Source organism: Variovorax paradoxus (assembly GCF_009498455.1).
Taxonomy (GTDB): Bacteria; Pseudomonadota; Gammaproteobacteria; order Burkholderiales; family Burkholderiaceae_C; genus Variovorax; species Variovorax paradoxus_H.
The window spans coordinates 5049380-5072141 of record NZ_CP045644.1 but is presented as its reverse complement, the minus strand read 5'-3'; the positions used below and the strand labels follow the sequence as shown (position 1 = coordinate 5072141).

General features: G+C 67.8%; 26 protein-coding genes. 12 read left to right on the top strand and 14 right to left on the bottom strand.

Features of this window, described 5'->3' with window-relative positions; all coding sequences use genetic code 11:
* The first annotated feature begins 46 nt into the window (after nucleotides 1-46).
* The 4 genes from GFK26_RS23360 to msrA all read left to right on the top strand — a co-directional run bounded on the left by GFK26_RS23360 (nucleotide 47) and on the right by msrA (nucleotide 2614).
* The gene (locus GFK26_RS23360; protein WP_153284074.1) at nucleotides 47-670 is read left to right on the top strand and encodes a cytochrome b/b6 domain-containing protein; all 624 of its coding nucleotides are present in this window, start codon (nucleotides 47-49) and stop codon (nucleotides 668-670) included.
* Nucleotides 667-1461, top strand: a complete 795-nt coding sequence (locus tag GFK26_RS23355) for a molybdopterin-dependent oxidoreductase (RefSeq protein WP_153284073.1) — start codon at nucleotides 667-669, stop codon at nucleotides 1459-1461. The genes GFK26_RS23360 and GFK26_RS23355 overlap by 4 nt, the downstream gene beginning before the upstream one ends.
* Nucleotides 1462-1572: 111 nt before the next feature.
* Complete coding sequence (locus GFK26_RS23350) at nucleotides 1573-1824, top strand: pentapeptide MXKDX repeat protein (protein WP_153284072.1); 252 nt, start codon at nucleotides 1573-1575, stop codon at nucleotides 1822-1824.
* Nucleotides 1825-1912: 88 nt separating this feature from the next.
* Complete coding sequence (msrA, locus tag GFK26_RS23345) at nucleotides 1913-2614, top strand: peptide-methionine (S)-S-oxide reductase MsrA (RefSeq protein WP_153284071.1); 702 nt, start codon at nucleotides 1913-1915, stop codon at nucleotides 2612-2614.
* Here msrA and GFK26_RS23340 read toward each other — a convergent pair.
* The 7 genes from GFK26_RS23340 to GFK26_RS23310 are packed head-to-tail and all read right to left on the bottom strand — an operon-like array spanning nucleotide 2611 to nucleotide 10107.
* Nucleotides 2611-3462: a DeoR/GlpR family DNA-binding transcription regulator gene (locus tag GFK26_RS23340; RefSeq protein ID WP_228121757.1), complete on the bottom strand. Its 852-nt coding sequence runs from the start codon at nucleotides 3460-3462 to the stop codon at nucleotides 2611-2613. The two genes, msrA and GFK26_RS23340, sit on opposite strands and share 4 nt — an antisense overlap.
* Before the next feature lie 18 nt (nucleotides 3463-3480).
* Nucleotides 3481-4176, bottom strand: coding sequence for an L-ribulose-5-phosphate 4-epimerase AraD (gene araD / locus GFK26_RS23335; RefSeq protein ID WP_153284070.1), 696 nt, complete (start codon nucleotides 4174-4176; stop codon nucleotides 3481-3483).
* Entirely contained in the window at nucleotides 4163-5830 is a 1668-nt protein-coding gene (locus GFK26_RS23330) for a ribulokinase (protein ID WP_153284069.1), read from the bottom strand. The genes araD and GFK26_RS23330 overlap by 14 nt, the downstream gene beginning before the upstream one ends.
* Nucleotides 5831-5838: 8 nt before the next feature.
* A complete protein-coding gene (locus GFK26_RS23325; RefSeq protein WP_228121756.1) occupies nucleotides 5839-6870 on the bottom strand; it encodes an ABC transporter permease subunit in 1032 nt (343 codons plus the stop codon).
* Between the two features lie 35 nt (nucleotides 6871-6905).
* Nucleotides 6906-7625, bottom strand: a complete 720-nt coding sequence (locus GFK26_RS23320; RefSeq protein WP_153284068.1) for an HAD family hydrolase — start codon at nucleotides 7623-7625, stop codon at nucleotides 6906-6908.
* Complete coding sequence (locus GFK26_RS23315) at nucleotides 7622-9151, bottom strand: sugar ABC transporter ATP-binding protein (RefSeq protein ID WP_153286079.1); 1530 nt, start codon at nucleotides 9149-9151, stop codon at nucleotides 7622-7624. Before GFK26_RS23315 ends, GFK26_RS23320 begins: the two co-directional genes overlap by 4 nt.
* 14 nt (nucleotides 9152-9165) lie before the next feature.
* Nucleotides 9166-10107 (bottom strand): ABC transporter substrate-binding protein, encoded by a 942-nt coding sequence (locus tag GFK26_RS23310; RefSeq protein WP_153284067.1) that lies wholly within the window; start codon nucleotides 10105-10107, stop codon nucleotides 9166-9168.
* A 232-nt stretch (nucleotides 10108-10339) separates the two neighbouring features.
* Between GFK26_RS23310 and GFK26_RS23305 the strand changes: the two genes are divergently transcribed.
* The gene (locus GFK26_RS23305) at nucleotides 10340-11266 is read left to right on the top strand and encodes a ribokinase (RefSeq protein ID WP_153284066.1); all 927 of its coding nucleotides are present in this window, start codon (nucleotides 10340-10342) and stop codon (nucleotides 11264-11266) included.
* On the opposite strand, the gene GFK26_RS23300 is transcribed toward GFK26_RS23305, so the two are convergent.
* The 3 genes from GFK26_RS23300 to GFK26_RS23290 all read right to left on the bottom strand — a co-directional run bounded on the left by GFK26_RS23300 (nucleotide 11256) and on the right by GFK26_RS23290 (nucleotide 14126).
* Nucleotides 11256-11813 (bottom strand): DUF4189 domain-containing protein, encoded by a 558-nt coding sequence (locus tag GFK26_RS23300; protein ID WP_153284065.1) that lies wholly within the window; start codon nucleotides 11811-11813, stop codon nucleotides 11256-11258. The genes GFK26_RS23305 and GFK26_RS23300 overlap by 11 nt on opposite strands.
* Before the next feature lie 70 nt (nucleotides 11814-11883).
* Nucleotides 11884-13179 (bottom strand): acetyl-CoA hydrolase/transferase family protein, encoded by a 1296-nt coding sequence (locus tag GFK26_RS23295; RefSeq protein WP_153284064.1) that lies wholly within the window; start codon nucleotides 13177-13179, stop codon nucleotides 11884-11886.
* Between the two features lie 8 nt (nucleotides 13180-13187).
* Complete coding sequence (locus GFK26_RS23290; protein WP_153284063.1) at nucleotides 13188-14126, bottom strand: LysR substrate-binding domain-containing protein; 939 nt, start codon at nucleotides 14124-14126, stop codon at nucleotides 13188-13190.
* A 139-nt stretch (nucleotides 14127-14265) separates the two neighbouring features.
* Here GFK26_RS23290 and GFK26_RS23285 point away from each other — a divergent pair, with 139 nt between their 5' ends.
* Both GFK26_RS23285 and GFK26_RS23280 read left to right on the top strand, forming a co-directional pair.
* Nucleotides 14266-14670: a RidA family protein gene (locus tag GFK26_RS23285; protein ID WP_416222511.1), complete on the top strand. Its 405-nt coding sequence runs from the start codon at nucleotides 14266-14268 to the stop codon at nucleotides 14668-14670.
* Nucleotides 14667-15761 (top strand): NADH:flavin oxidoreductase, encoded by a 1095-nt coding sequence (locus tag GFK26_RS23280; protein WP_153284062.1) that lies wholly within the window; start codon nucleotides 14667-14669, stop codon nucleotides 15759-15761. Before GFK26_RS23285 ends, GFK26_RS23280 begins: the two co-directional genes overlap by 4 nt.
* Here GFK26_RS23280 and GFK26_RS23275 read toward each other — a convergent pair.
* Nucleotides 15758-16933, bottom strand: coding sequence for an NAD(P)/FAD-dependent oxidoreductase (locus GFK26_RS23275; protein WP_153284061.1), 1176 nt, complete (start codon nucleotides 16931-16933; stop codon nucleotides 15758-15760). The genes GFK26_RS23280 and GFK26_RS23275 overlap by 4 nt on opposite strands.
* 77 nt (nucleotides 16934-17010) lie before the next feature.
* Here GFK26_RS23275 and GFK26_RS23270 point away from each other — a divergent pair, with 77 nt between their 5' ends.
* A complete protein-coding gene (locus tag GFK26_RS23270) occupies nucleotides 17011-17904 on the top strand; it encodes a LysR substrate-binding domain-containing protein (RefSeq protein ID WP_153284060.1) in 894 nt (297 codons plus the stop codon).
* Nucleotides 17905-17918: 14 nt separating this feature from the next.
* On the opposite strand, the gene GFK26_RS23265 is transcribed toward GFK26_RS23270, so the two are convergent.
* Complete coding sequence (locus GFK26_RS23265) at nucleotides 17919-18947, bottom strand: aldo/keto reductase (protein WP_153284059.1); 1029 nt, start codon at nucleotides 18945-18947, stop codon at nucleotides 17919-17921.
* Nucleotides 18948-19073: 126 nt separating this feature from the next.
* Here GFK26_RS23265 and GFK26_RS23260 point away from each other — a divergent pair, with 126 nt between their 5' ends.
* From GFK26_RS23260 to GFK26_RS23250, 3 genes are all read left to right on the top strand, one after another.
* Nucleotides 19074-19538, top strand: coding sequence for a GNAT family N-acetyltransferase (locus GFK26_RS23260; protein WP_153284058.1), 465 nt, complete (start codon nucleotides 19074-19076; stop codon nucleotides 19536-19538).
* Nucleotides 19539-19695: 157 nt separating this feature from the next.
* On the top strand, nucleotides 19696-20460 hold the full coding sequence (locus tag GFK26_RS23255) for an alpha/beta hydrolase (RefSeq protein ID WP_153284057.1): 765 nt from the start codon (nucleotides 19696-19698) through the stop codon (nucleotides 20458-20460).
* A gap of 113 nt (nucleotides 20461-20573) precedes the next feature.
* Complete coding sequence (locus tag GFK26_RS23250) at nucleotides 20574-21020, top strand: SRPBCC family protein (RefSeq protein ID WP_153284056.1); 447 nt, start codon at nucleotides 20574-20576, stop codon at nucleotides 21018-21020.
* 9 nt (nucleotides 21021-21029) lie between these two features.
* Here the strand turns inward: GFK26_RS23250 and GFK26_RS23245 are convergent, their stop codons facing one another.
* Complete coding sequence (locus GFK26_RS23245; RefSeq protein ID WP_153284055.1) at nucleotides 21030-21476, bottom strand: MerR family DNA-binding protein; 447 nt, start codon at nucleotides 21474-21476, stop codon at nucleotides 21030-21032.
* A gap of 171 nt (nucleotides 21477-21647) precedes the next feature.
* Here GFK26_RS23245 and GFK26_RS23240 point away from each other — a divergent pair, with 171 nt between their 5' ends.
* A complete protein-coding gene (locus GFK26_RS23240) occupies nucleotides 21648-21851 on the top strand; it encodes a heavy-metal-associated domain-containing protein (RefSeq protein WP_153284054.1) in 204 nt (67 codons plus the stop codon).
* A 51-nt stretch (nucleotides 21852-21902) separates the two neighbouring features.
* On the opposite strand, the gene GFK26_RS23235 is transcribed toward GFK26_RS23240, so the two are convergent.
* Entirely contained in the window at nucleotides 21903-22595 is a 693-nt protein-coding gene (locus GFK26_RS23235; RefSeq protein WP_228121755.1) for an alpha/beta hydrolase, read from the bottom strand.
* Nucleotides 22596-22762: the final 167 nt, after the last annotated feature.

Sequence of the window (22762 nt, the reverse complement as noted above, 5' to 3'; positions counted from 1 at the left end):
CTTTGCGTGATGAATCGGCGAGGGGGTGCGCCCAACAATCCAGCCCATGCAGACACGCACCGCCCCTGACAAGCGACCGATCCACCCGCTGTGGATGCGCGCCACGCACTGGCTCAACGCGCTGGCCGTGCTCGTGCTGGTGGCCAGCGGCTGGCGCATCTACAACGCGGCGCCCTTCTTTGACTTTCGCTTTCCGGCTTCGATCACGCTCGGCGGCTGGCTCGGCGGGGCGCTGCAGTGGCACTTTGCGGCGATGTGGCTGCTGGTGTTCAACGGGATGGTCTACCTGGTGCTGAACATTGCCAGCGGGCGCTTCGGGCGCAAGTTCTTCCCGCTCACGCCGGCCGGCCTCTGGCGCGATGCGCGGGCCGCGCTCGGCGGCAAGCTCTCGCACGCCGACCCGCGCCACTACAACCATGTGCAGAAGCTGGCCTACCTGTTCGTGATCGTCGACCTGGTCGCGATCGTGCTGTCGGGGCTGGTGCTGTGGAAGTCGGTGCAATTCCCCATCCTGCGCGAACTGATGGGCGGCTACGAAGCCGCGCGCCGCGTCCACTTCATTGCGATGGCAGCCCTGGTGGCCTTCGTTGCCGTGCACCTCGTGATGGTGGCGCTCGTGCCCCGCACCCTGCTCACCATGCTGCGCGGTCGCGCACCCCACACCCCATGAGCCTCTTTTTCAAACGCCCTCCCCTGGTCGGAGTCGACGGCGACGCCGTGGTGCGCGAAGCCCGCGCCCTCATCGAGCGCCAGCTCGACGCCCCCTCGCGCCGAATGTTCCTGCGCCGTTCGCTGACGCTGGGCGGCCTGTCGATGCTCACCGGTTGCAGCATCAGCGACGACAGCCACGTGGAAGCCGCGCTGAACAAAGTCTCGCGTTTCAACGACGAAGTGCAGGGCTGGCTCTTCAGCCCGACGCGGCTGGCGCCGACCTACACCGCGGCCGAGATCACGCGCCCCTTTCCGTTCAACGCCTACTACGGCGTGGACGAGATCCGCGAGGTCGACGAGGCCACCTACCGCCTCGAAGTGAGCGGCATGGTCGCCGACAAGCGCCGCTGGACGCTCGCCGAACTGCGCGCCCTGCCGCAAGAGGACCAGATCACGCGCCACATCTGCGTGGAAGGCTGGAGCGCCATCGGCAAATGGGGCGGCGTGCGCTTTGCCGACTTCCTGCGCCACGTGGGGGCGGACCTGAGCGCAAAGTACGTCGGCTTCCAGTGCGCGGACGACTACCACACCAGCATCGACATGCCGACCGCGCTGCATCCGCAGACGCTGCTCGCGCTGAGCTACGACGACCAGCCGCTGCCGCCGAAGTACGGCTTTCCGATGAAGCTGCGCATGCCGACCAAGCTTGGCTACAAGAACCCGAAGCACATCCAGGCGATGTACGTGACGAACACCTATCCCGGTGGCTACTGGGAAGACCAGGGCTACAACTGGTTCGGAGGGAGCTGAGGGGCTGCCACAGCCGCTCGACTGCCGAAGAAAGCGCGAGGCCGTGTTCCAGCGTGGGACCGCGCCGATCTTGATGACAAAGAAACCCAACCTCAACTCAGGAAGATTCAAATGAACAAGCTCACCGCCACCCTCCTCGCCACCTGCATGGCCTTCGCCGGCGCCTCGGCCTTTGCCGCGGACGACATGGCCAAGGACGGCATGAAGAAGGACAGCATGGCCAAGGACGGGATGAAGAAAGACGCCATGGGCAAGGACGCCATGAAGAAGGACGGCATGGCCAAGGACAGCATGAAGAAAGATGCCATGGGCAAGGACGAAATGAAGAAGGACGCGATGGGCAAGGACGAGATGAAGAAGTAAGCCTCTTTCTCCGCCCGACCCGCCACCATTGACGGTCGGCGGGATCGGGATCACTGTCCTTCCCATGCGCTCCTCTCGAAAGACCGCCATGAAATTCTTCGCCATCGCCGCCGGCACGCTAGCCGCCGCCGCTTTCGCCTGGCACGCGGCCCCTTCCTTCGCCGAGACCACGCGCCGCGTGCCAGCGCCGACGGTCGACCTGGCCACGCCAGCCGGTGCCACCACCGCCACCGCCGTGTTCGCGGGCGGCTGCTTCTGGGGCGTGCAGGGCGTGTTCCAGCGCATCGAGGGCGTGAGCAATGCGCTCTCGGGCTATGCGGGCGGCGAGGCCCGCACCGCGCGCTACAACGAGGTCGGCTCCGGCCGCACCGGCCATGCCGAGGCCGTGCGCATCAGCTACGACCCGCGCAAGGTCAGCTACGGCAAGCTGCTGCAGATTTACTTCTCGGTGGCGCACGATCCCACCCAGCTCAACCGCCAGGGCCCCGACACCGGCCCGCAGTACCGCTCCACCGTGTTCGCCGAAAACGCCGAGCAGGCCCGCATCGCCAACGCCTACATCGCCCAACTCAACCAGGCCAAGACCTTCGGCAAGCCTCTGGCCACCACGGTCGAGACGGCCAAGCCCTTCTATGCGGCCGAGGACTACCACCAGGACTACCTCACGCTGCACCCCAACCAGCCCTACATCGTGATGCACGACCTGCCGAAGATCGACGACCTGAAGAAGCTGTTCCCCGAGAGCTACAAGGCCACGCCGTCGCTGGTGCGGGCGGCCAAGGCGGGCTAGGCGCCCGCGATCACCAGCTCGACGCCCTGGGCCAGCGCCGCGTCGCGCGCCTCCTGCGGCAGCCGCGCATCGCAGACCCAGTGCGTCACGGCGCCGAAGGGCACCACCGAAACCAGCGCGCGCTGGCCCCACTTGTGGCTGTCCACGATGGCGCACACCTGCCGGCTGCGTTCCATCACCGCGTGCTTGACCTGCGTCTCCAGGTGGTTGGTGTTGGTCCAGCCCACCTCGGCATCGACACCGCGCGCGCCCATGAAGAACAGGTCGAAATGGAAGTTCGCGACCTGGGCCAGCGTCATCGGGCCCACCGCGCTCACGCCGGTGGCGTAGATTTCGCCGCCGATCGCGTAGATGTCGTACGGCGTGCGGCCCACCAGTTCGGCGGCGATGTTGATGCCGTTGGTGATGATCGCGAGCCGCTTCACGTTCTTCAGGCCCTGCATGATCGCGCGCGCCACTTCCATCGAGGTGGTGCCGGCATCGAGGTAGATCGACCAGCCGTCCTGGATGAGGCCGACCGCCGCCGCACCGATCTGCTGCTTCTGCGACGAGCCTTCCTGGATGCGAACACCGAACGCGGTGTCGCGCCCGATCGGCAGTGCGCCGCCGTGCACCCGCTTCAGCAGACCGGCGTCGTGCATCTCCTGCAGGTCGCGCCGCAGCGTCATTTCTGACAGCGTGAAGCGGCGCGCCATGTCCTTGACGCGGCAAGCGCCCTCCTGCGCGAGCACCTTCAGGATCAGCATGTGACGGTGCTCCGCCGTCGTCGCCTGCAGGGCTTCCTGCCGCGAGAGATCGGACGACGGCTCGGAAGCCCTGGATGCGGGACGGGAAGCGTTTCGGGTCATCGCGAAGTTGTGTGTCTGTCAGGTCTGCCCATAGTAGGCGCTGGCGCCATGCTTGCGTTCGTAGTGCTTGCGGATCACGGCGGGCGGCAGCTCGCGCGCCAGGGGATCGATCGATTGCGTGAGGTAGGCCATCTGCGCCAGTTCCTCGAGCACGCGAGCGTTGTACACGGATTTCATCGCGTTCTTGCCCCAGGTGAACGGACCGTGGCACGACACCACGATCATCTCGACCTCCTGCGGCGAGATGCCCTGCATTCTCCGCACGATCTGGTAGCCGGTTTCCTCTTCATAGTCGCGGGCCACGGCCTCGTCGCTGATGACTTCGGTGACCGGCACCGCCACCGTGAGGTGGTCCGCGTGCGTGGTGCCGTAGATGGGAATGGCGCGCCGGGCCTGTGCCCAGGCCACCGCATGCACCGAGTGCGTGTGGCAGACGCCGCCGATGCCTTCGAACGCACGGTAGAGCACCGCATGGGTCCTGGTATCGCTCGACGGCCGCAGGGTGCCTTCGACCACGCGCGAGTCGAGGTCGACCACCACCATGTCGTCGGCCGTCATCTCCTCGTAGGGCATGCCGCTGGGCTTGATCGCGAAGACGCCCCGGCGGGCATCGAAAGCGCTCACGTTGCCGAAGGTGTACAGCGCCAGCGCCTGCTTCGGGATTTCCAGGTTGGCCTCGTAGGCCTCGCGCTTGAGTTCTTTATGCAGCGTCATCGCTCACCTTCTCTTCCTTCATGCCCTGCACCAGGGCGCCCATTTCCATATAGCGCCGGAACAGCGCGCGGTAGGCCTCGGCCTGTGCCGGCCGCGGCTCGTAGACCAGGTCGAAGCCGCAGGCCATGGCCTGCTGCGCAGCCGGGATGTCGGCGTGCAGACCGCACGCGACGGCCGCGCACATGGCGGCGCCCAGCGCCACGGCCTGCTCCGACTTCGCCACGCGGATGCGCTGGTCGAACACGTCGGCCTGGATCTGCATCAGCAGCGCCGACTTGCGCGCCACGCCGCCGATGGCCAGCACCTCGTCGATGCGCACGCCCGACTCGGTGAACCGGTCGACGATCGCCTTCGCGCCGAAAGCGGTGGCCTCGACCAGCGCGCGGTAGAGCTGCGGTGCCGAACTGCCCAGCGACAGGCCGAACAGCGCGCCGTGCAGCGTCTGGTCGGCATAGGGCGTGCGGCGCCCGTTGAGCCAGTCGAGCGCGGCCACGCCGTGCGCGCCCGGCGGCTCCAGCGCGGCAGCGCGCTCGAGCCGCGGCAGCAGGTCGGCGCGCAGCGCCTCGCGCGCCTCGCCCCTCTCGCCGTCCTGCAGCGGCCACTCGAGTACCCGCGCGAACCACGCGAAGGCGTCGCCGACGGCCGACTGTCCTGCTTCGAGGCCCGTGGCTCCGGCCATCACCGAGCCGTCGACCTGCCCGCAGATGCCCTCGACCACACGATCGGCGAGTTCGTCGGTCGGCGTCAGCACGATGTCGCAGGTCGAGGTGCCCATGATCTTGACCAGCGTGTGGGCGCGAATGCCGGCGCCCACGGCGCCCATGTGGGCATCGAAAGCGCCCACGCCCACCACCACATCGCCGGGCAGGCCCAGCCGGTCGGCCCAGGCGGGCGTCAGCGTGCCGATGGGTGTCTCGGCGGTCCAGGTTTCTTCGTAGAGCCGATCGCGGATGCCGTCGAGCAGCGGGTCGAGGTGGCTCAAAAATGCCTGCGACGGCAGGCCGCCGTGGCGCTCGTTCCACATCGCCTTGTGGCCGGCGGCGCAGCGGCTGCGGCGCATGAGGCCCGGTGCGGTGGTGCCGGTGAGTTCGGCCGGCAGCCAGTCGCAATGCTCGACCCAGCTCGCGGTGGCCTGGCGCACCTGCGCGTCGTGCCGGAACACCCACAGCAGGTTGGCCCAGTACCACTCGGCCGAGTAGACGCCGCCGATGTGCGCGGTGTAGTCGACGCCGCCCCAGGTGCGGGCGGCGGCGGTGATCTGCTCGGCCTCCAGCGTGGCGCTGTGGTCCTTCCACATCAGGAACATGGCATTCGGGTTGTCGGCGAAGGCCGGCCGCAAGGCGAGCGGGCAGCCTGCTTCGTCGACCGGCGCCGAGGTGGAGCCGGTGGTCGCGATCGACAGGCCGCGCACGCTGGCCCGGATCTCGGGCGCCACCTGCGACAGCGCCGCGCGCACCGCCTGGGTCAGTGCGTCGACATGGTCCTGCGGATGCTGGCGGAAGATGCGCCGCACCGGGTCGCAGTACAGGCCGGCCGCCCAGCGCGGAAAGGCCGCCACCGCGCTGGCGAGTTCCTCGCCGGAGAAAGCATCGGCGATCACGCAGCGGCACGAGTCGGAGCCGAAGTCGACACCGATGACAGGGGTTCGGGTCATCATGGCCTTCAGTGCTGCGCCTGCTTCTGGCGCCATCTGTCGATGATCACCGCGAGCAGGATCACGACGCCCTTGGCCACGTACTGCCAGAAGGACGAGACGCCCAGGATGGTCAGGCCGTTGTTGATCACGCCGATGATCAGCGCGCCGATGATCGTGCCGCCGATGGAGCCCACGCCGCCCATGAGGCTGGTGCCGCCGAGCACCACCGCCGCGATCGCATCGAGCTCGTAGCCGGCGCCCCAGTTGCCGTTGGCGCCGAACAGCCGGCTTGCCGACATGGCGCCGGCCAGGCCCGAGAACAGGCCGCTGATCGCATAGACGAAGAGCAGCACGCCGCCCACGCCGATGCCCGTGAGGCGGGCCGCCTCGGGGTTGCCGCCCACCGCGTAGATGTGCAGCCCGAGGATGGTCTTGCGCAGGATGACCCACGACAGCAACGTCACGCCGGCGGCGATCCACACCAGCCAGGGCAGGCCCAGGAAGTCCTCGTTGCCGATCCAGCCGAAGCTGGGGATCTCGCTGTTGAGCACCGTGGTGCCGTCCGCGAACAGGTAGGCGGCACCGCGCAGCGCGGTCATGGTGCCCAGCGTCACGATGAAGGGGTTGATCTTCAGCAGCGCCACCGTCGTGCCGTTGAGCAGCCCCATCAGCAGGCCCGCGACAAGGAACACCGGCAGCGACAGCGCCGCATAGGACGTGAGCGAGGCCAGCATGCCCAGCACGGCGGACACGGCCAGCATCGAGCCCACCGAGAGGTCGATGCCTGCGGTCAGGATCACGAAGGTCATGCCGGCCGCGAGCACGAGGTTGATGGACACCTGGCGCAGGATGTTCATCGTGTTCGCGGTGGTCGCGAAGTTCGAGCCGCCGTCGCCCGCAAGGTAGACCGTGAGGCCCCAGAACACGAGGTAGAGGATCAGCAACGCGGGCAGCATGCCCAGGCGCTGGAGGATGCTGGCCGCGCGGTCGCCGCGCACGGGGGCGCCGCTCGCGGGAGAAGCCGGCGGGAGCGTCGGGGAAGTGAGTGTCTTTGACATGCGATGGTTCGGTGGGGTGAGGGGTGCGGCGCGAATCAGCGCCGTGCGCGCGTGGCGTTGGCGTGCGCCTCGCGCAGCAGCTCGGGCGTCAGGGCGTGCATGGTGTCGATGCGCAGGTCGGCCAGCGCGAGCGCCTCGGCGGACAGCGGATAGTCCGGGCTGGGCGCGGCGATGGCGGCCATGCCGGCGGCCTTGAGCGAGCGCAGGCCGTTGGCGCTGTCCTCGATGCCGACAGCAGCGTGAGGTGCGATGCCGATGCGCGACAGCGCGAGCAGGTAGATGTCGGGCGCGGGCTTGCCGTGCTCGACGTCGTCGCCGCAGACCACGGCCTGCATCAGCGGCGCGAGGCCGCTGGCCTGCAGCACGTGGTGGGCAAGCTCCGCCGGCGAACCGGTGGCCAGCGCCACCACATGCGACCGCGCGGCCATGCGCACCGCCTCGATGGCACCGGCACGCAGCGGCAGATGACGCTGGTACTGCGCCAGCATGCGCCCCACGATCTCGTGCGCGATCGCCGCCTCGTCCATGCCGTTGCGCTCGCGCAGTTGCAGGCGTTCGACCATGATGCGCGACCACGCCGCCGTGTTCGTGCCCATGGTCGACTCCTGGTCCTCGGTGGTCCAACGCGCGCCGATGCTCTGTGCAAAATCTTCGCGCACGCGCTGCCAGACGATCTCGGTGTCGATCAGCACGCCGTCCATGTCGAAGACCACGGCCTGCAGGGAGGAAGGTGTTGTTGAGGTGAAGTCGTTCATGCGATGTTCCGCTCCGGCGCCGGAGCGCTGACTGCGAGTTGAATGATGTTTTCCTGGGTGATGCGATCACCCACAAGCTCGCCCGCGATGGCGCCTTCGCGCATCACGAGCACGCGGTCGCACACGCCGACGATTTCGGGCAACTCGCTCGAGATCACGACCACGGCGACGCCGGCCTCTGACAGCTCGCCGATGATCTTGTAGATCTCGCTCTTGGCGCCGACGTCCACGCCGCGCGTGGGCTCGTCAAGGATCAGCACGCGCGGCTGGATCTCGAGCCAGCGCGCCAGCAGCAGCTTCTGCTGGTTGCCGCCCGACAGCGCACCCACGATGCCGTGCGGCCCCGAGACCTTCACGTTGAGCCGGGCGATGGCCTGGCGCGTCAGGCGGTCGAGTGCGCCGTGGTTCAGCACGCCCGCCACCGCATGCCGCGGCAGCACGTTGATCGCGACGTTGGTGAGCGCGCTCAGCTGCAGGAACAGGCCCTGCCCCTTGCGGTCCTCGGGCACATAGCCCAGGCCGAGGCGGATGGCGTCGAGCGGGCGGCGCACGTCGACCGTCTTGTCATCGACGCGGATGATTCCGCCGGTGCGCGCATCGGCCCCCACCACGAGTCGCGCGAGCTCCGAGCGCCCTGCGCCGACCAGCCCGGCCAGGCCGAGCACCTCGCCGGCATGCACCTTGAGGCTGCTGGGGCGGTTATGCGGCCCGCTCACGTTCTGCAGTTCCAGCATCACGCGCCCGGGCTTGCGCTGGCCGCGGTGCTGGTAGAAGTCGGTGAGCGTGCGCCCGACCATCATCTGCACGATGCGCTGCTCGTCGATCTCGTCGCGCGCCAGGTCGGCCACGTGGCAGCCGTCGCGCAGCACCGTCACGCGGTCGGCCAACGCCGTGACCTCGGCCATGCGATGGCTGATGTAGATGATCGCGATGCCATCGTCGCGCAGCTGGCGCATCACCCGGAACAGGTGCGCCGTCTCGCGGTCGGACAGTGCGGCCGTCGGCTCGTCCATGATCAGGATGCGGCCCTTGTGCACCAGCGCCCGCGCGATCTCCACCTGCTGCTGCTCGGCAATCGACAGCCGCCCGGCCGGCCAGTCGGCGCCGAACTGCGCACCGAGCTGCTGCAGCACGCGCTCGGTCTCGCGCAGCATCCGCGCGCGGTCCACGAGCCAGAGCGCCGCGCGCGGCTCGTTGCCCATGAACACGTTCTCGGCCACCGTGAGATGCCGCGCGATGCTCAGTTCCTGGTAGATCAGGTTGATGCCCGCGCGCTGGCCATGGGCAGGACTGCGGATGGCCATGGGCTGGCCGGCCACGCGGATCTGCCCCGCATCGGGCTGGTAGACGCCCGAGAGGATCTTCATCAGCGTGCTCTTGCCCGCGCCGTTCTCGCCCATGAGGGCGTGGATCTCGCCGGGCCGCACCTGCAGGTGCATGTCGTGGAGCGCCCGGGTGGCGCCGAAGCGCTTGTGGATCCCGGACATCTCCAGCACGAACTCGCCGGCCTCGCCGACCTCGCTCATGACGGCTTGCGTGCTCAACGCACCCAGCCCTTGTAGCCGGCGATGTTGTCGCGCGTGGTGAGCGGCGTTGCCATGAGGTTCATGGTCTTGGCGGGCTTGCGGCCGTTGAGCAGGCCGTAGGCCACGCGCACGCTTTCCGCGGCCATCTCGTTCGGGTCTTGCGCGGGCGTGACGACGAACAGCGATTCCTTGGCCTTCAGCGCGGCCTCGCCGTCGGGCGAGCCGTCGACGCCGCCGGTCACCTTGATGTCGGTGCGGCGCGCCTGGCGGATCGCGAGCTCGGCGCCGATGGCCGTCGGGTCGTTGATGCCGAACACGGCATCGATCTTCGGCTGCGCCGTCAGGATGTTGGCCATGGCCGCGAGGCCGCCGTCGCGGCTGCCCTTGGCGTCCTGGTTGTCCGACACCAGCTTGATGCCCGGGTACTTGGCCAGCGTCTCCTTGCAGCCCTTCACGCGGTCCATGATCGACGACACCGGCGGGCCGTTGACGATCACGAAGTTGCCCTTGCCGCCGATGCGCTCGGCCAGGAACTTGCACGACTCGGCGCCGGCCATCGCGTTGTCGGACATCACCGTGGCGTCGGCCCCTTCGGCCGTCACGTCCACCGCGACCACGATCACGCCCGCGGCGCGAGCCTTGCGCACGGCCGGCGCGATGCCCTTGGAATCGGCAGCGCCCAGCACGATCACGTCGACCTTGTTGGCGATGAAGTTGTCGATCTGGTCGACCTGCGTGTTCAGGTCGTACTTGCTCGACACGGTGGTCACCTTCACCGCCGGGTTGATCTTCTTGGCCTCGGCTTCCGCGCTGCGGCCGATGGCCACGAAGAACGGATTGGCCATGTCGCCCAGCGTGATGCCGATGGACTTGAGCGGCTTGTCCTGGGCGATTGCATGGCCTGCGCACAGCGCGAGGGTTGCGGCTGCGACGCAGCGGATGATCGACTTCTTCATGGATTTGTCTCCTTGGGATGCGCTTGTTGAAGGTGCGCGCTGAGGGCCAGCGTGCGTTCGTTCGGTGGAACGGAACAAATTCTATTGTTCATTCGAACATTTGTATTCGCACAAATTCGGCATTTTTCTCAGGGAATTCCCTCTGAATTTGTCCGTTTATGTTCGTATCTGATGGCGCATACTTGCCGCGCTTCGCGATCCCGCAAGGCAAGAACAAAGGGAAAAGACAGGCATGACTCGCTTGCTGGTGGTGGGCGGCATCAACATGGACTGCGTGTTCGAAACCGCGTGCCTGCCGCGCAGCGGCGAGACGCTGGGCGGGCAGAGCTTTCGGCGCGCGCCCGGCGGCAAGGGCGCCGACCAGGCGGTGGCCGCTGCGCGCCAGGGCGCCGAGACCGCGCTCGTCGGTTGCGTCGGCAACGATGCCGAGGGCCATGAACTGCGGGAGCGCCTGCGCGCCGAGGGCGTGCACATCGACCATGTGGCGACCACGACCGACGCGGCCACCGGCGCTGCGGCAGTTTTCGCGTGCCGGGGCGAAAGCGCCGTCACCGTGGTGCCGGGTGCCAACCACCAGTTGACCGCCGCCCACGTGCGCGCCGCCGAACCGCTGTTCGCGCGCAGCGACGTGGTGCTGGCCGAACTGGGCGTTCCGACGGCGGCCGTGATGGCGGCGGCCGAGCTCGCCCACCGCTTCGGCAAGCCCTTTCTACTGACCCCGTCCCCCGCGGGCGCGATTCCGCCCGAGCTCATGCAGCGCGTGCACCTCTTCCTGGCCAACCAGCACGAACTGACAGCGGGCTTCGGCGATGGCCATGTCGATGGCGACGAGTGGCGTGCGCTGCTCGCCAGGTGGCCCGGGCGGATCGTCGTGACGCGCGGCAGCGAGGGCGCGGCACACGTCGATGGACAAGGCACCCTGCACGAGCAGGCGGCCTTCCGCGTGCCGGTGCTCGACACGACTGGCGCCGGCGACGCCTTCGCTGCCACGCTGGCCGTTCATTGGTCGCTCGGCATCCCGCAGGCCATGCGGGTGGCCTGCGCGGCGGCAGCCCTGGCGGTTCGCGGCTTCGGCTCCCAGAGCACGCTGCCCACCCGGCAGGAGTTGCAGGATTTTCTTGACAGCACGAGCGGCCAAGGCCAGCTGATCACCGATTGACGACCAGCGCGTTGCAGCGCGCGGTGACGACCTTGCAGTCCTTCGCGTGCGCGGAGCATTCCGCCATCGCTTCCGCCTGTGCCGCGCTCTGCAGCTTGTTGGCTTTCATCGACAGCACGTTGCGGCCCATCACGACCACGCCACAGCCTTCCTGCCAGACCAGCGTCATGCTGCGGCAGCCGGTGGCGGTACCGCCATTGCCCACGCACTGGGCGATGGCGTTGTTCTCGGCATCGGCCTGGGTCGCGCGGTTGTCGACGCCGCCGAACGCGCCCTTCGACTTGTCGATGACATACGCACCCCACTTGTACGAGAAGGTGGGGTCCGGCGGTGGGGGCGCCAGGTACTCGTCGGGGTCGCTGTAACGGCCCGTGCCGCCGGGGATCACGGGCACGGGGTCCTGGGGCGGTGGCCGGCTGTTGTGCGGCCAGCCCGGCGCGTTCGGCGGCGGGCATCCGGGCTGGCCCGGCCCGCTGCAGGCGAGCGCCGGGCCAGACAACACGCAGGCCGCGCCCAGCAGAAAAAGGTGTCGCAGAGGGATGCTCATCGCAGTGAATGTAGCCATCGCCCGGGCCGCGCAGGAGTGCCCTAAGTCACTCCCACCGCCCTTGTGAAACTCAAAGCAGCCTGGCCTGCTTCGCCTGTTCCGTCAGCTCCGCGCGAAAGTTCGGATGCGCAATCACAATCAGCTCCTGCGCGCGCTGCTTGGCCGACTTGCCGCGAAGTTGCGCCACGCCGTATTCGGTGACGACGTAGTTGATGTCGTTCTTGCTCGTGCTCACATGCGTGCCCGGCGAGAGCGACAGCACGATGCGCGAAATGGTGTCGTCCTTCGCCGTGGAAGGCAGCACGATGAAGGCCTTGCCGCCGCGCGAGCGGTTGGCCGCGCGCACGAAGTCCGACTGCCCGCCCGTGCCCGAGTACGGCGCATGGCCCAGGCTCTCGGAGCCGCACTGGCCCAGCAGGTCGATCTGCATGGTGGCGTTGATGGCGATGAGGTTGTCGTTGAGCCCCGCCAGCGCCGGGTCGTTGGTGAAGTTGACCGGATGCATCTCCAGCCCCGGGTTGCGGTCCATGAAGCGGTACAGCTTGCTGGAGCCCAGCGCGAAGGTCGCGACCGACTTGCCCGGCAGGTAATTCTTGCGGCGGTTGGTGACCGCACCGCTTTCGACCAGCGTGAGGATGCCGTCGCCGATCATCTCGGTGTGGATGCCCAGGTCGCGCTTGCCCGTGAGCTGCATCACCACCGCGTCGGGAATGCCGCCGTAGCCGATCTGCAGGGTCGCGCCGTCGTCGATCAGGTCGGCCACGTGCCTGCCGATGGCTTCCTGCACCGGGCCGATCTTGGGCAGGCCGACTTCCATCACCGGCTCGCTGCTCTCGACGAGCGCCGCCACCTGCGAGATGTGCACGTGGCAGTTGCCATGCGCGTAGGGCACGTTGGGGTTCACCTCGAGCACGACCGCGCGGGCTTTCGCCACCGCGGCCATCGTGTAGTCGGGGCCCAGGCTCAGCGCGAAGTAGCCGTGTGCGTCCATGGGCGACGCCATGCTGAACACCACGTCGGCCGCGATCTGCCCGCGCTCGATCTGCGCGGGAATCTCGGAGAAGTAGTTGGGAATGAAGTCGATCCAGCCGGCCTGCCCGCCGGCGCGCGTGGCGCCCCCGAAGAACAGCGCCACGTGGCGCACGTGCTCGACCGTCTCGGGGTCGATGTAAGCGTACTTGCGCATCGCAAGAATCTGCGCGACCTTCACGTCGCGGAAGTCGCGGCGCTGCTCGGACAGCGCCGTGAGCAGCGACGGCGGCTCGCCGACGCCCGTGGGCACGATGATCATGTCGCCGTTGCGCACCTGGCGCACGGCATCGGCGGCTAAGACGCGCTTCTGCGCGTACAGGGTCTGGGCAGTCATGCCTGCCACTATGCCTTCTTTCCGGGCTGTAGCGCGGGCACTGTCGCTTGCGGGACCGGCGCGGCGCCGAACTCGCGGTGCACCCAGTCGCGCAGCACCATCGTCGCGGGCCGGCTCGCGGCGCGCGGGCTGTACACGAGGTCGTAGCGGTAGCTTTCGACCGACAGCGCGAAGGGCTGCACCAGCAGGCCCGACGCGAGCTCGTCGGCCACCAGCGCCAGGCTCAGCAGGCCGACGCCCTGCCCCGCGACCGTGGCCTGCACCGCGTGAATCTCTTCGGTGAACGACAGGCCGGCCTGCGCGTCGACATCGGTGCGGCCCGCGCGCGCGAGCCAGGTGCGCCACACCGGCGCCAGCGTTTCGTCGCGCCCCGCGCGTCCCCATTCGAAATGGATCAGCGAGACGGCGCGCAGGTCTTTCTTCGCCGCGACCGCCAGCGCGGGACTGCAGACCGGCGCGTAGTGGTCCTGGAACAGCGGCTCGACGACGAGGTCGGCGTAGCGGCCGTTGCCGTAGCGGATGGCTGCATCGGCCTCGGTGTCGAGGTCGACGACCTGGTTGGTGGCGTCCAGCCGCAGCGTCCACTCGGGATGCAGGTCGCGGAAGGTGCCCGCGCGCGGCGCCAGCCGCCGGGCCATGAAACCGACCGTGGACGACAGCGTGGCGATGCGCGTGCCCTTCAGGCGGCGCACGCCGTCGACGGCGCGCTCGAAGCTGTCGAACCCGTCGCGCAGCGCAGGGAACAGCTGGTGGCCGGCGGCCGTCAGGTGCACCTGCCGCGTGCCGCGTTCGAACAGGCGCACGTCGAGCGTTTCTTCGAGCTGTTTGATCTGGTGGCTGACGGCGGTCGGCGTGACGTGCAGCTCGTCGGCCGCCGCCTTGAAGCTCAGCCGACGCGCCGCGGCCTCGAACACGCGCAATGCGCCCAGGGGAGGAAGTCTTCGCATGCACACAGATTAGCTCAACTCATCTGTCGGCTGAAAAATCAGCCTTTGTCGAGCGCCACCTTCATCCCTAAATTCAAGTCGTCGCAGGAATAAATCACTTCCACGGCTGATCTGAAATTCACCATCAAAGGCACCCGTCATGCAACTGCAACCCAAGCAAATCCACACGCAACCTGACCCCTACGCACCCTTCCTGCTGTCGCAGGCGATCCAGCTTGGCAACCTCGTCTTCGTGTCGGGCCAGGCCGCCATCGGCGACGACGGCGAGATCGTCGGCAAGGGCGACTTCGACCGCCAGGCCGAGCAGGCTTTCAAGAATCTCGACCGCGTGCTGCGGGCTGCCGGCACGGGCCTGGGCAGCGTGGTCAAGGTGACGATCTTCCTGACCTCCATGTCGCATTTCCCGAAGATCGTCGAACTGCGCCGCAAGTGGTTCTCGGCGCCCTACCCGGCCGACACCATCGTCGAGGTCTCGGGCCTGTACTCGCCCGACGCGATGATCGAAATCGAGGCCATCGCCGTCGCGCCCGGAGACGCCCGATGAACACGCCGCTGTTCACGCCGACGAATTTGAACGGCCTGCAGTTGCCCAACCGGCTCGCCGTGGCGCCGATGACGCGCGTCAGCGCCTCGCCCGAAGGCCACGCCAACAGCACGATGGCCCGCTACTACGAACGCTTTGCGCGCGGCGGCTTCGGCCTCCTCATCACCGAAGGCATCTACACCGACGCGGCGTATTCGCAAGGCTATTTCCGCCAGCCCGGCCTGAGCGATCGCGAACAAGCCCGCGCGTGGCAGCCGGTGGTGAAGGCGATCCAGGGCGCGGGCGGACGCGTGATCGCGCAGCTCATGCATGCGGGCGCGCTGTCGCAGTTCAACCGCTTTCGCGACCACACGGCGGGACCGTCGTCGATCCGTCCGCGGGGCACGCAGATGACGGCCTACGGCGGCGAAGGCGAGTACCCGGTGCCCCGTGCGATGGCCGACGCCGACATCGCAGAAGCCATTCGCGGCTTCGCCCGCGCCGCGCTGCTGGCGATGGAAGTGGCGGGCTTCGACGGCGTGGAGATCCACGGCGCGAACGGCTACCTGCTCGACCAGTTCATGACCGGCCACACCAACGCGCGCACCGACCGCTGGGGCGGCACCCTCGCACACCGCGCGCAACTGACCGTCGAGGTGGTGCGCGCCGTGCGGCAGATGCTGGGCGCCTCGGCGCCGGTCGGCGTGCGCATCTCGCAAGGCAAGGTCAACGACTTCGGCCACAAGTGGCCGGAAGCCGAGGCCGGTGCGGCGAGGGTGTTCGGGGCGCTGGCGCAAAGCGGCATCGACTACCTGCACGTCACGGAGCTCGAGGCCTGGCGCCCGGCCTTCGGCGACGCGGGGCCGAGCCTGCTGCAGCTCGCGCGCCGCCATGCGCCGGGGATTGCGATCGTCGCCAACGGAAGCTTGCACGACCCGTTGCGTGCCGAGGCGGCGCTCGCAGATGGCGCCGACTTCGTGGCACTGGGACGCGGCGCGCTGTCGAACCCCGATTGGCCGAAGCGGCTGAAGGAAGGCCGCGCGCTCGCCGCCTTCGATCCGGCGCTGCTGTCGCCCGTGGGCGACATCAAGCCGGTGGAGCAGCAACGCTAGATGATGTTCTTCTCGCGCAGCGGCCGGTTCTCGAGGATGCGCGCGAACGACAGCGGCGACAGGTCGAGGCTGCGGTAACCACCGAAGCGGATCAGCTCCGCGATACCCCGCCCCGCCGCCGGGCACTGCTGCAGTCCGTGGCCCGAGAAACCGTTCGCGAAGTACAGGTTGTCGCAGTCCGGGTGCAGGCCGAGGATCGCGTTGTGGTCGAACAGGTTCATCTCGTAGTAGCCGGCCCACGCGCCGGTCATGCGGACGGCTTCGAAGGCCGGAATGCGTTCGGCCAGCGCCGGCCAGATGAAGCTGTCGAAGGCTTCGTGGTCGACTTCGAGTGGCGCGTCGTCGGGGTCCTGGTCTTCCGGCGGCGCATAGCCGCAGATGAACTGGCGACCTTCGGGCCGCAGCCAGATGCCGGAGGTGTCGATGACCAGCGGGCAGCCGGGCAAGGTCTCGGGGCATGAGAAGCTGAACACACTGCGGCGTCGTCCCCGCACCGGCAGGTCGATGCCCGCCCATTCGGCCACCTTCGCGGCCCAGGCGCCGGCGGCGTTGACGACGATGTCGGCATCGATCGTCTCGCCGTGGTCGAGTTGCACGCCGGTCACGCTGCGGCCCTTGCGGCACAGCCCCATGGCATGCGCCTGCACGTACCGTGCGCCCTGCGATGCGGCCTTCTTGCGAAAGGCCTGCAGCAGGCTGTAGCCGTCGTACCAGCCCTCGCCCGAAAGGCCGAGCGATGCGAGCGCGATGCCCTCGGTCGAGAGCCACGGAAAGCGCGCCTTCAGCTCATCGGGCGTCATCAGCGCCACGTCCACCGCGTGCGCCTTCTGCATCGCGTGGTTCTCTCGCAGCACGTCGACACCTGCCGCCGAGGCCAGGTACAGGTAGCCGGGCTCGACGAGGCCGATGTCGGGCGCGTCGCCGTCGCTCACGCGAAGGGTGTCGCCCAGCGTGCGGAAGAAGTCGATGCCGTACAGCGACATCTCGATGTTGATGGCGGTGGAAAACTGCTGGCGGATCGAGCTGGCCGACAGCGCCGACGAGGCCTGCCGGTACGAGAAGTCGCGCTCCACCACCGTGATGTCGAAGGCCTCGCCTGCCGGGTCGGCGCCCAGGAAGTACGCGATGGCCGAGCCGATGGCTCCGCCGCCGATGATCGCCACACGCCGCATGAGATGCCTTTCGGTGTCTTCGGTGCCCGGGCCCGGGCCGTTGCCTGGGCTGCGCACGCTCCCGCCAGAATAGCGCGATGAGAAAAGACATTCCCAACCTCGGCGCGCTGCAGGCCTTCGAGGCCTCGGCACGCCTGGGGAGCTTCACCCGCGCGGCGACCGAACTGGCGCTCACGCAAAGCGCGGTCGGTCGCCAGGTGGCGATGCTGGAGCAGCGCCTGGGCGTGCCGCTGTTCTCGCGTGTGCGCAAGCGGCTGACGCTCACCGACGTGGGCCGCGAGTACGCCGCGCGCATCCGCCGCCACCTCGACCAGATCCGCCGCGACACGCTGGAGATCAGCGCCGGCCACGAGATGGGCTTCGTGCTCGAGCTGGCCGTGGTGCCGACCTTCGCCACGCAATGGCTCATTCCGCGGCTGCCCGATTTCAGCCGGCTGCACCCGAACATCACGGTGAACCTGTCGGCACGCTCGCAGCCCTTTTCATTCCAGGAGCATGCGTACGACGCGGCGATCTATTTCGGCGACCAGTTCTGGCCGAACACGCGCGGCGGGCTGATCTTTTCCGAAGGCGAGATGGTGCCCATCTGCAGCCCCGCGTTTCGCGACGCGCACGCCCAGTGGGACGAAGCCGGCTTCGAGCGTTGCCGCCATGTGCACCTGAGCACGCGCGCCCATGCGTGGCGCGACTGGTACGCGCAGCAGGAATGGGAGTACACGGTGCACGCGTCGCGCGGGCCGCGCTACGAGCTGTTCACCATGGTGGTGGCCGCCGCGGCGGCGGGCATGGGTGTGGGGCTGGCGCCGCGCATCCTGGTCGAGCAGGAACTGCGCACCGGCGAACTCGTCATTCCTGTGGACCGGCACCTCGACGTGCACCAGGGCTACTACTTCGCGTACCCCGAAGGCCGGCCGGCCTCCGGGGCGCTGGAGCAGTTCAAGCAGTGGGTGTTGGGGCTGACACCCGCCTGAACCGGTGAACCGGGTCAGACGGGGTTGGGATTGCGCTCCAGAAAACCCTGCTGGTGCCAGTACGGATAGGCGCGCGTCGTGGCGCTGGCCGCGTCGAGCTCGGCCACCTGCGCGGGCGTGAGGTTCCAGCCCACCGCGCCGAGGTTCTGGCGCAGCTGCGCTTCGTCGCGCGCGCCGACCACCACGCTCGACACCGTCGGGCGTTGCAGCAGCCAGTTGAGCGCGACCTGCGGCACTGTCTTGCCGACTTCGGCGCCGACTTTTTCGAGCGCCTCGACCACGCGATACAGCAGCTCATCCGGCACGGGCGGGCCCATGTCGGCCGTCACGTGCAGGCGGCTGTTGGCGGGCAGCGGTTGGCCGCGGCGGATCTTGCCCGTGAGCCGGCCCCAGCCCAGCGGACTCCAGACCACGGCGCCCACGCCCTGGTCTTGCGCCAGCGGCATCAGCTCCCACTCGTACTCGCGGCCCACCAGCGAGTAATACGCCTGGTGCGCCACGTAGCGCGCATAGCCGCGCTGCTCCGACACCGCCAGCGACTTCATCAGGTGCCAGCCCGAGAAGTTCGACGCGCCCACATAGCGCAGCTTGCCCGCGCGCACGAGGTCGTCGAGCGTAGACAGCGTTTCTTCGACCGGCGTGCTCGCATCGAAGCCGTGCAGCTGGAACAGGTCGATGTAGTCGGTGCCCAGGCGCTTGAGCGAAGCATCGACCGCCTGCACGAGGTGCTGGCGCGACGAGCCCACGTCGTTCGGCCCGTCGCCGCTGCGGAAGGTGGCCTTGGTCGAGATGAGCAGCCGGTCGCGCGGCCGGCCCTTGAGCGCCTCGCCCAGTACCGATTCGGCGGCGCCGCCCGAGTAGATGTCGGCGCTGTCGAACATGTTGACGCCGGCGTCCATGCAGATGTCGATCAGCGTGCGCGCCTCGGCCACGTCGGTGCTGCCCCACGCGCTGAAAAACTCGCCCTTGCCGCCGAAGGTGCCGGTGCCGAAGCTCAGCACGGGGACCTTGAGGCCTGATTTGCCCAGATGACGGTATTCCAAAGTGCTACTCCTTGAATCGAACGAACAGACAATGAACCAGATGAGTGACGCGGCCATTGTTGGCCGTCGCGGGGAACCCCGTCGCGCGTCGGGCTTTGCGGCGCTTTCGCTCGGTACGATCGAACGATGCAGATCTCGATTGAAAACCCGAACCAGCCCGACGTCATCCAGCTCATCGACGACCTCGATGCGTACCAGAAGCCGCTGTACCCGCCCGAGAGCCACTACGGCATCGACCTTGCTGCGCTGTCGGCGGCGCATGTGCTGTTCGCGGTCGCGCGCGACGAGGCCGGCACGGCCGTCGGTTGCGGCGCGCTCGTCATGAACCCCGGCTACGGCGAACTCAAGCGCATGTACGTGCGCCCGCAGAACCGCGGGCAAGGCGTCGCGGCGAAGGTGCTGGGCTTTCTCGAAGGCGAAGCGGCGGCGCGCGGCTGCGCAATGTTCCGGCTGGAGACGGGCGTGAGCCAGCCCGAGGCACTGGCGTTCTATGCGCGTGCGGGGTATGCGCGGCGCGAGCGCTTCGGCGACTACCCGGACGATCCGTTGAGTGTGTTCATGCAGAAGACAGCGGCCCCCCATCACCTCTAAGATCGCCCGGCTTCCGCCACCACGGCCATCACCATCAAGGAACACCACATGCAGACAAGAGGGATTCTTCGCCGGCTCATGTTCACAGCGAGCTGTGCCTTGCTGCTGGGGTTGTCAGGTTGCGGCGGCGGAGGGTGGTGGCGGCGGCGGCGTAGCGATGCTGCCGCTGCCACCAGCCGGCGGCACGCCGACACCACCGCCCGCGGTCACCGGGCGCAGCCGGGTGGTCCAGGCCTCGGTGAAGTCGGAGGCCACGGGTGCAACCTACCCTCTGCACATCTACCTGCCGTCCGGCTACGACAGCGCGACGACGGCCTACCCCGCGATCTACATCACCGATGGCGATGCGATCTTCAACCAGAGCGTGACGCGCTTCCAGAACTTCACCGACATCCTCGAGAAGGCCGGCAAGAAAGCCATCGTGGTCGGCATCGGCGGCACGGCGCGCCGCAACACCGACTACCTGATGCCCGGCGCCCAGCCGTACCACGACTTTCTGACCGACCAGCTGGTGCCGTATGTCGAGTCGAACTACCGCGCCAACCCGGCCAAGCGCATGCTCTCGGGCCTGTCGAACGGCGGCGTCTTCACGCTCATCGCCTTCTTCACGGAAGGCGCGGCCGGCAAGTTCACCTTCCAGTACTTCTTCCCCTCCGATCCCCCCGTCAAAGGCGCAAGCGCGCAACTCGAACCGCTCGAAAGCCAGATGTACGCCAACAGCAGCACGCGGGAGATTCCCGTGACCTTGCTGTTGGGCTTCGCCGTTGCCAACACCGGCGGCCCGGAGATCACAGCCATGCACGACAAGATCGCAGCGCGCAACTACAAAGGCCTGCAGTTGAGCGTGAAGGGCTACCCCGGGGGACACACGCCGATGGACTTGCCGTCGTTCGAGGACATCGTGGCGCGATTCATCGATTGACGCGCGGCGGGTCGGATCAGGGTTTTTCCTGATCCTTGAACGTGTCGAATCGCAGCGCGCTCATCCGACGTCATCACAGAGGGTCGTCCTCTGTACTTCAGGAGAAAGCAACCATGGCTACCAACACCGTTCGTCTGCATCGCGTGCTGCGCACGTCCCCCGACAAGCTCTACCGCGCCTTCGTGGAGGCCAGCGCCTTCGAGCGCTGGCTGCCGCCCTTCGGATTCACCGGCAAGGTCCACAGCATGGAGCCCGTGGTGGGCGGCGCATGGCGCATGTCCTTCACCAACTTCGGCACCGGCCACAGCCACTCGTTCGGCGGCAAGTACCTGGAACTCGTGCCCGGCCAGCGCATTGCCTACGACGCGAGCTTCGACGATGCCAACCTGCCGGGCACGATGAAGACCACCGTGACGCTGACGGCCGTGTCGTGCGGTACGGACATGTCCGTCGTGCAGGAAGGCATTCCCGAGATGATTCCTGTCGAGATGTGCTACCTGGGCTGGCAGGAATCGCTGATTGCGCTGGCCCAGCTGGTCGAGCCGGACATTCCGGGTTGAGGGGCGGCTTCACGCACGCCGCGCTTCACAGCCGGCGAATCCCTTGAGCCCGGCCAGCTCATCGAGGATGGGGCATTCGGGGCGCTCGTCACCTTCGCAACAGTGGGCGAGGCGCTCCAGCAGACGCTTCATGTGGGCCAGCTCTTCGATCCGCTGAGCGAGGTCGTCGGCCCGTTCGAGCGCGACGCGCTTCACGTCGAAGCTTGCGCGGCGCCCGTCTTGCCACAGGGCGTGCAGCGCGACGACTTCCGATGTGTCGAAGCCCAGCGTGTGCGCCCGCCGCGCAAAGCGCAACGTCGACACGGCGCGTTCGTCATAGAGGCCAGCGTGCGCTGCGTCGTCGAGCAGCCCGAGCGATTCGCAGTCGCTCAGCAACTGCGCGGACGCACCGGAGCGCGCAACGACTTCGGCAAGAGACAAGTGCGCCGCAGCAGCCGGCGCCGTGGGATGTTCCATGGAGTTCTCCTTCGAGCCAAAGCGCGAAGTCTCAAGCTTGACACCATGAGAGAGTCAAGCCCAGGCAGTCGCATGACCTTGGCGTGTCAGGGGTCAGGCGTTCGCCACGCTTGACCTTCACACGATGGCAAGCTTGACACTGAGCGTCACTCTTTTGAAAGGACGACTCTCATGCAAGCGTTTGAAATCCAGTCGATGACCTGCGGCAGTTGCGCCGGCCGCATCACCCGGGCCATCAAAGACCTCGACCCGCAGGCCAGGCTCGAGGTGGACTTGAAGAACAGAACGGTGCGCATCGACACCACCGAAGACGGCCCTTCCGTGATGGCCGTGCTGACAGAGGCGGGCTACCCACCCAAACCGCTGCCCGCATGAGCACACCGCGCGCGAACCCCTAGTGTCGGGTTCGCAGCGCGGCCACGGCACCTATTTGTAGATCCGCACCACCGCGTCTTCGAACGCCAGCACATCGGCGCCGACGTGCGTGGCGTTGAACTCCGTATGCAGGAGCTGCAGCCCGACGTACCCTCGCGCTGCCATCCGTTGGTACAGCTGCTTCACGTACTGTTGATTGCAGCTACTGATGCAGCTCGCCAGGATCAGCGTGACAGGCAGGGGCCGACCCGCCAACGCATCGAACATCTTCTGTTCCAGATCGTTGTTCTGAGCCTCCTGTTGCCAGAAAGCGCCCTCGATCGACACGAAGGAAGAAAACACCAGGTTGTCCGGCGCTTCGAGAAAGAGCGCCGTGGCCGCCAGGTTGCCACTGGTCGACAGGCCCGTGAGCATCCGGTTCTTGGGGTTGGTCCGGTACTTCGAATCGATGAAGGGAATCAGCTCCTTCGCCAGGAAGTCGTGGTACTTGAAGGCCCCGGGAAAGTTGTAGTCCTCCTGGCGCCGCCCGGTGTTCCCGATGCCGACGAGGATGGCCTTCGTTCCACGCTTCACCAGGATGTCCTTGAGATTCGCGAACCGTGTTTGCGGCAAGCCGTTGACGGCATCGCCGTCGAGCGCATAGATGACGGGGTAGGCATCGGTGCCCTGGTCGTACCCGGCGGGCAGGTAGACAGAAAGAGGATAAGGCGCGCCTGTGAAGCCCGACTGGATGGATTCGGACACCACACGGTCGGTCGGTGTCGGCGCTGGCGCCGGCTGCTGAGGCACGGCCCTGCGGTCGGCGGCAGGATCGGCACACCGCCCCCGCCACCGCCCCTCCGCCACCGCATGCGGACACGCCCGCGAACACCACACAGCAGCCCATCACCGCGAGCGCGCGGCGAAGCCAT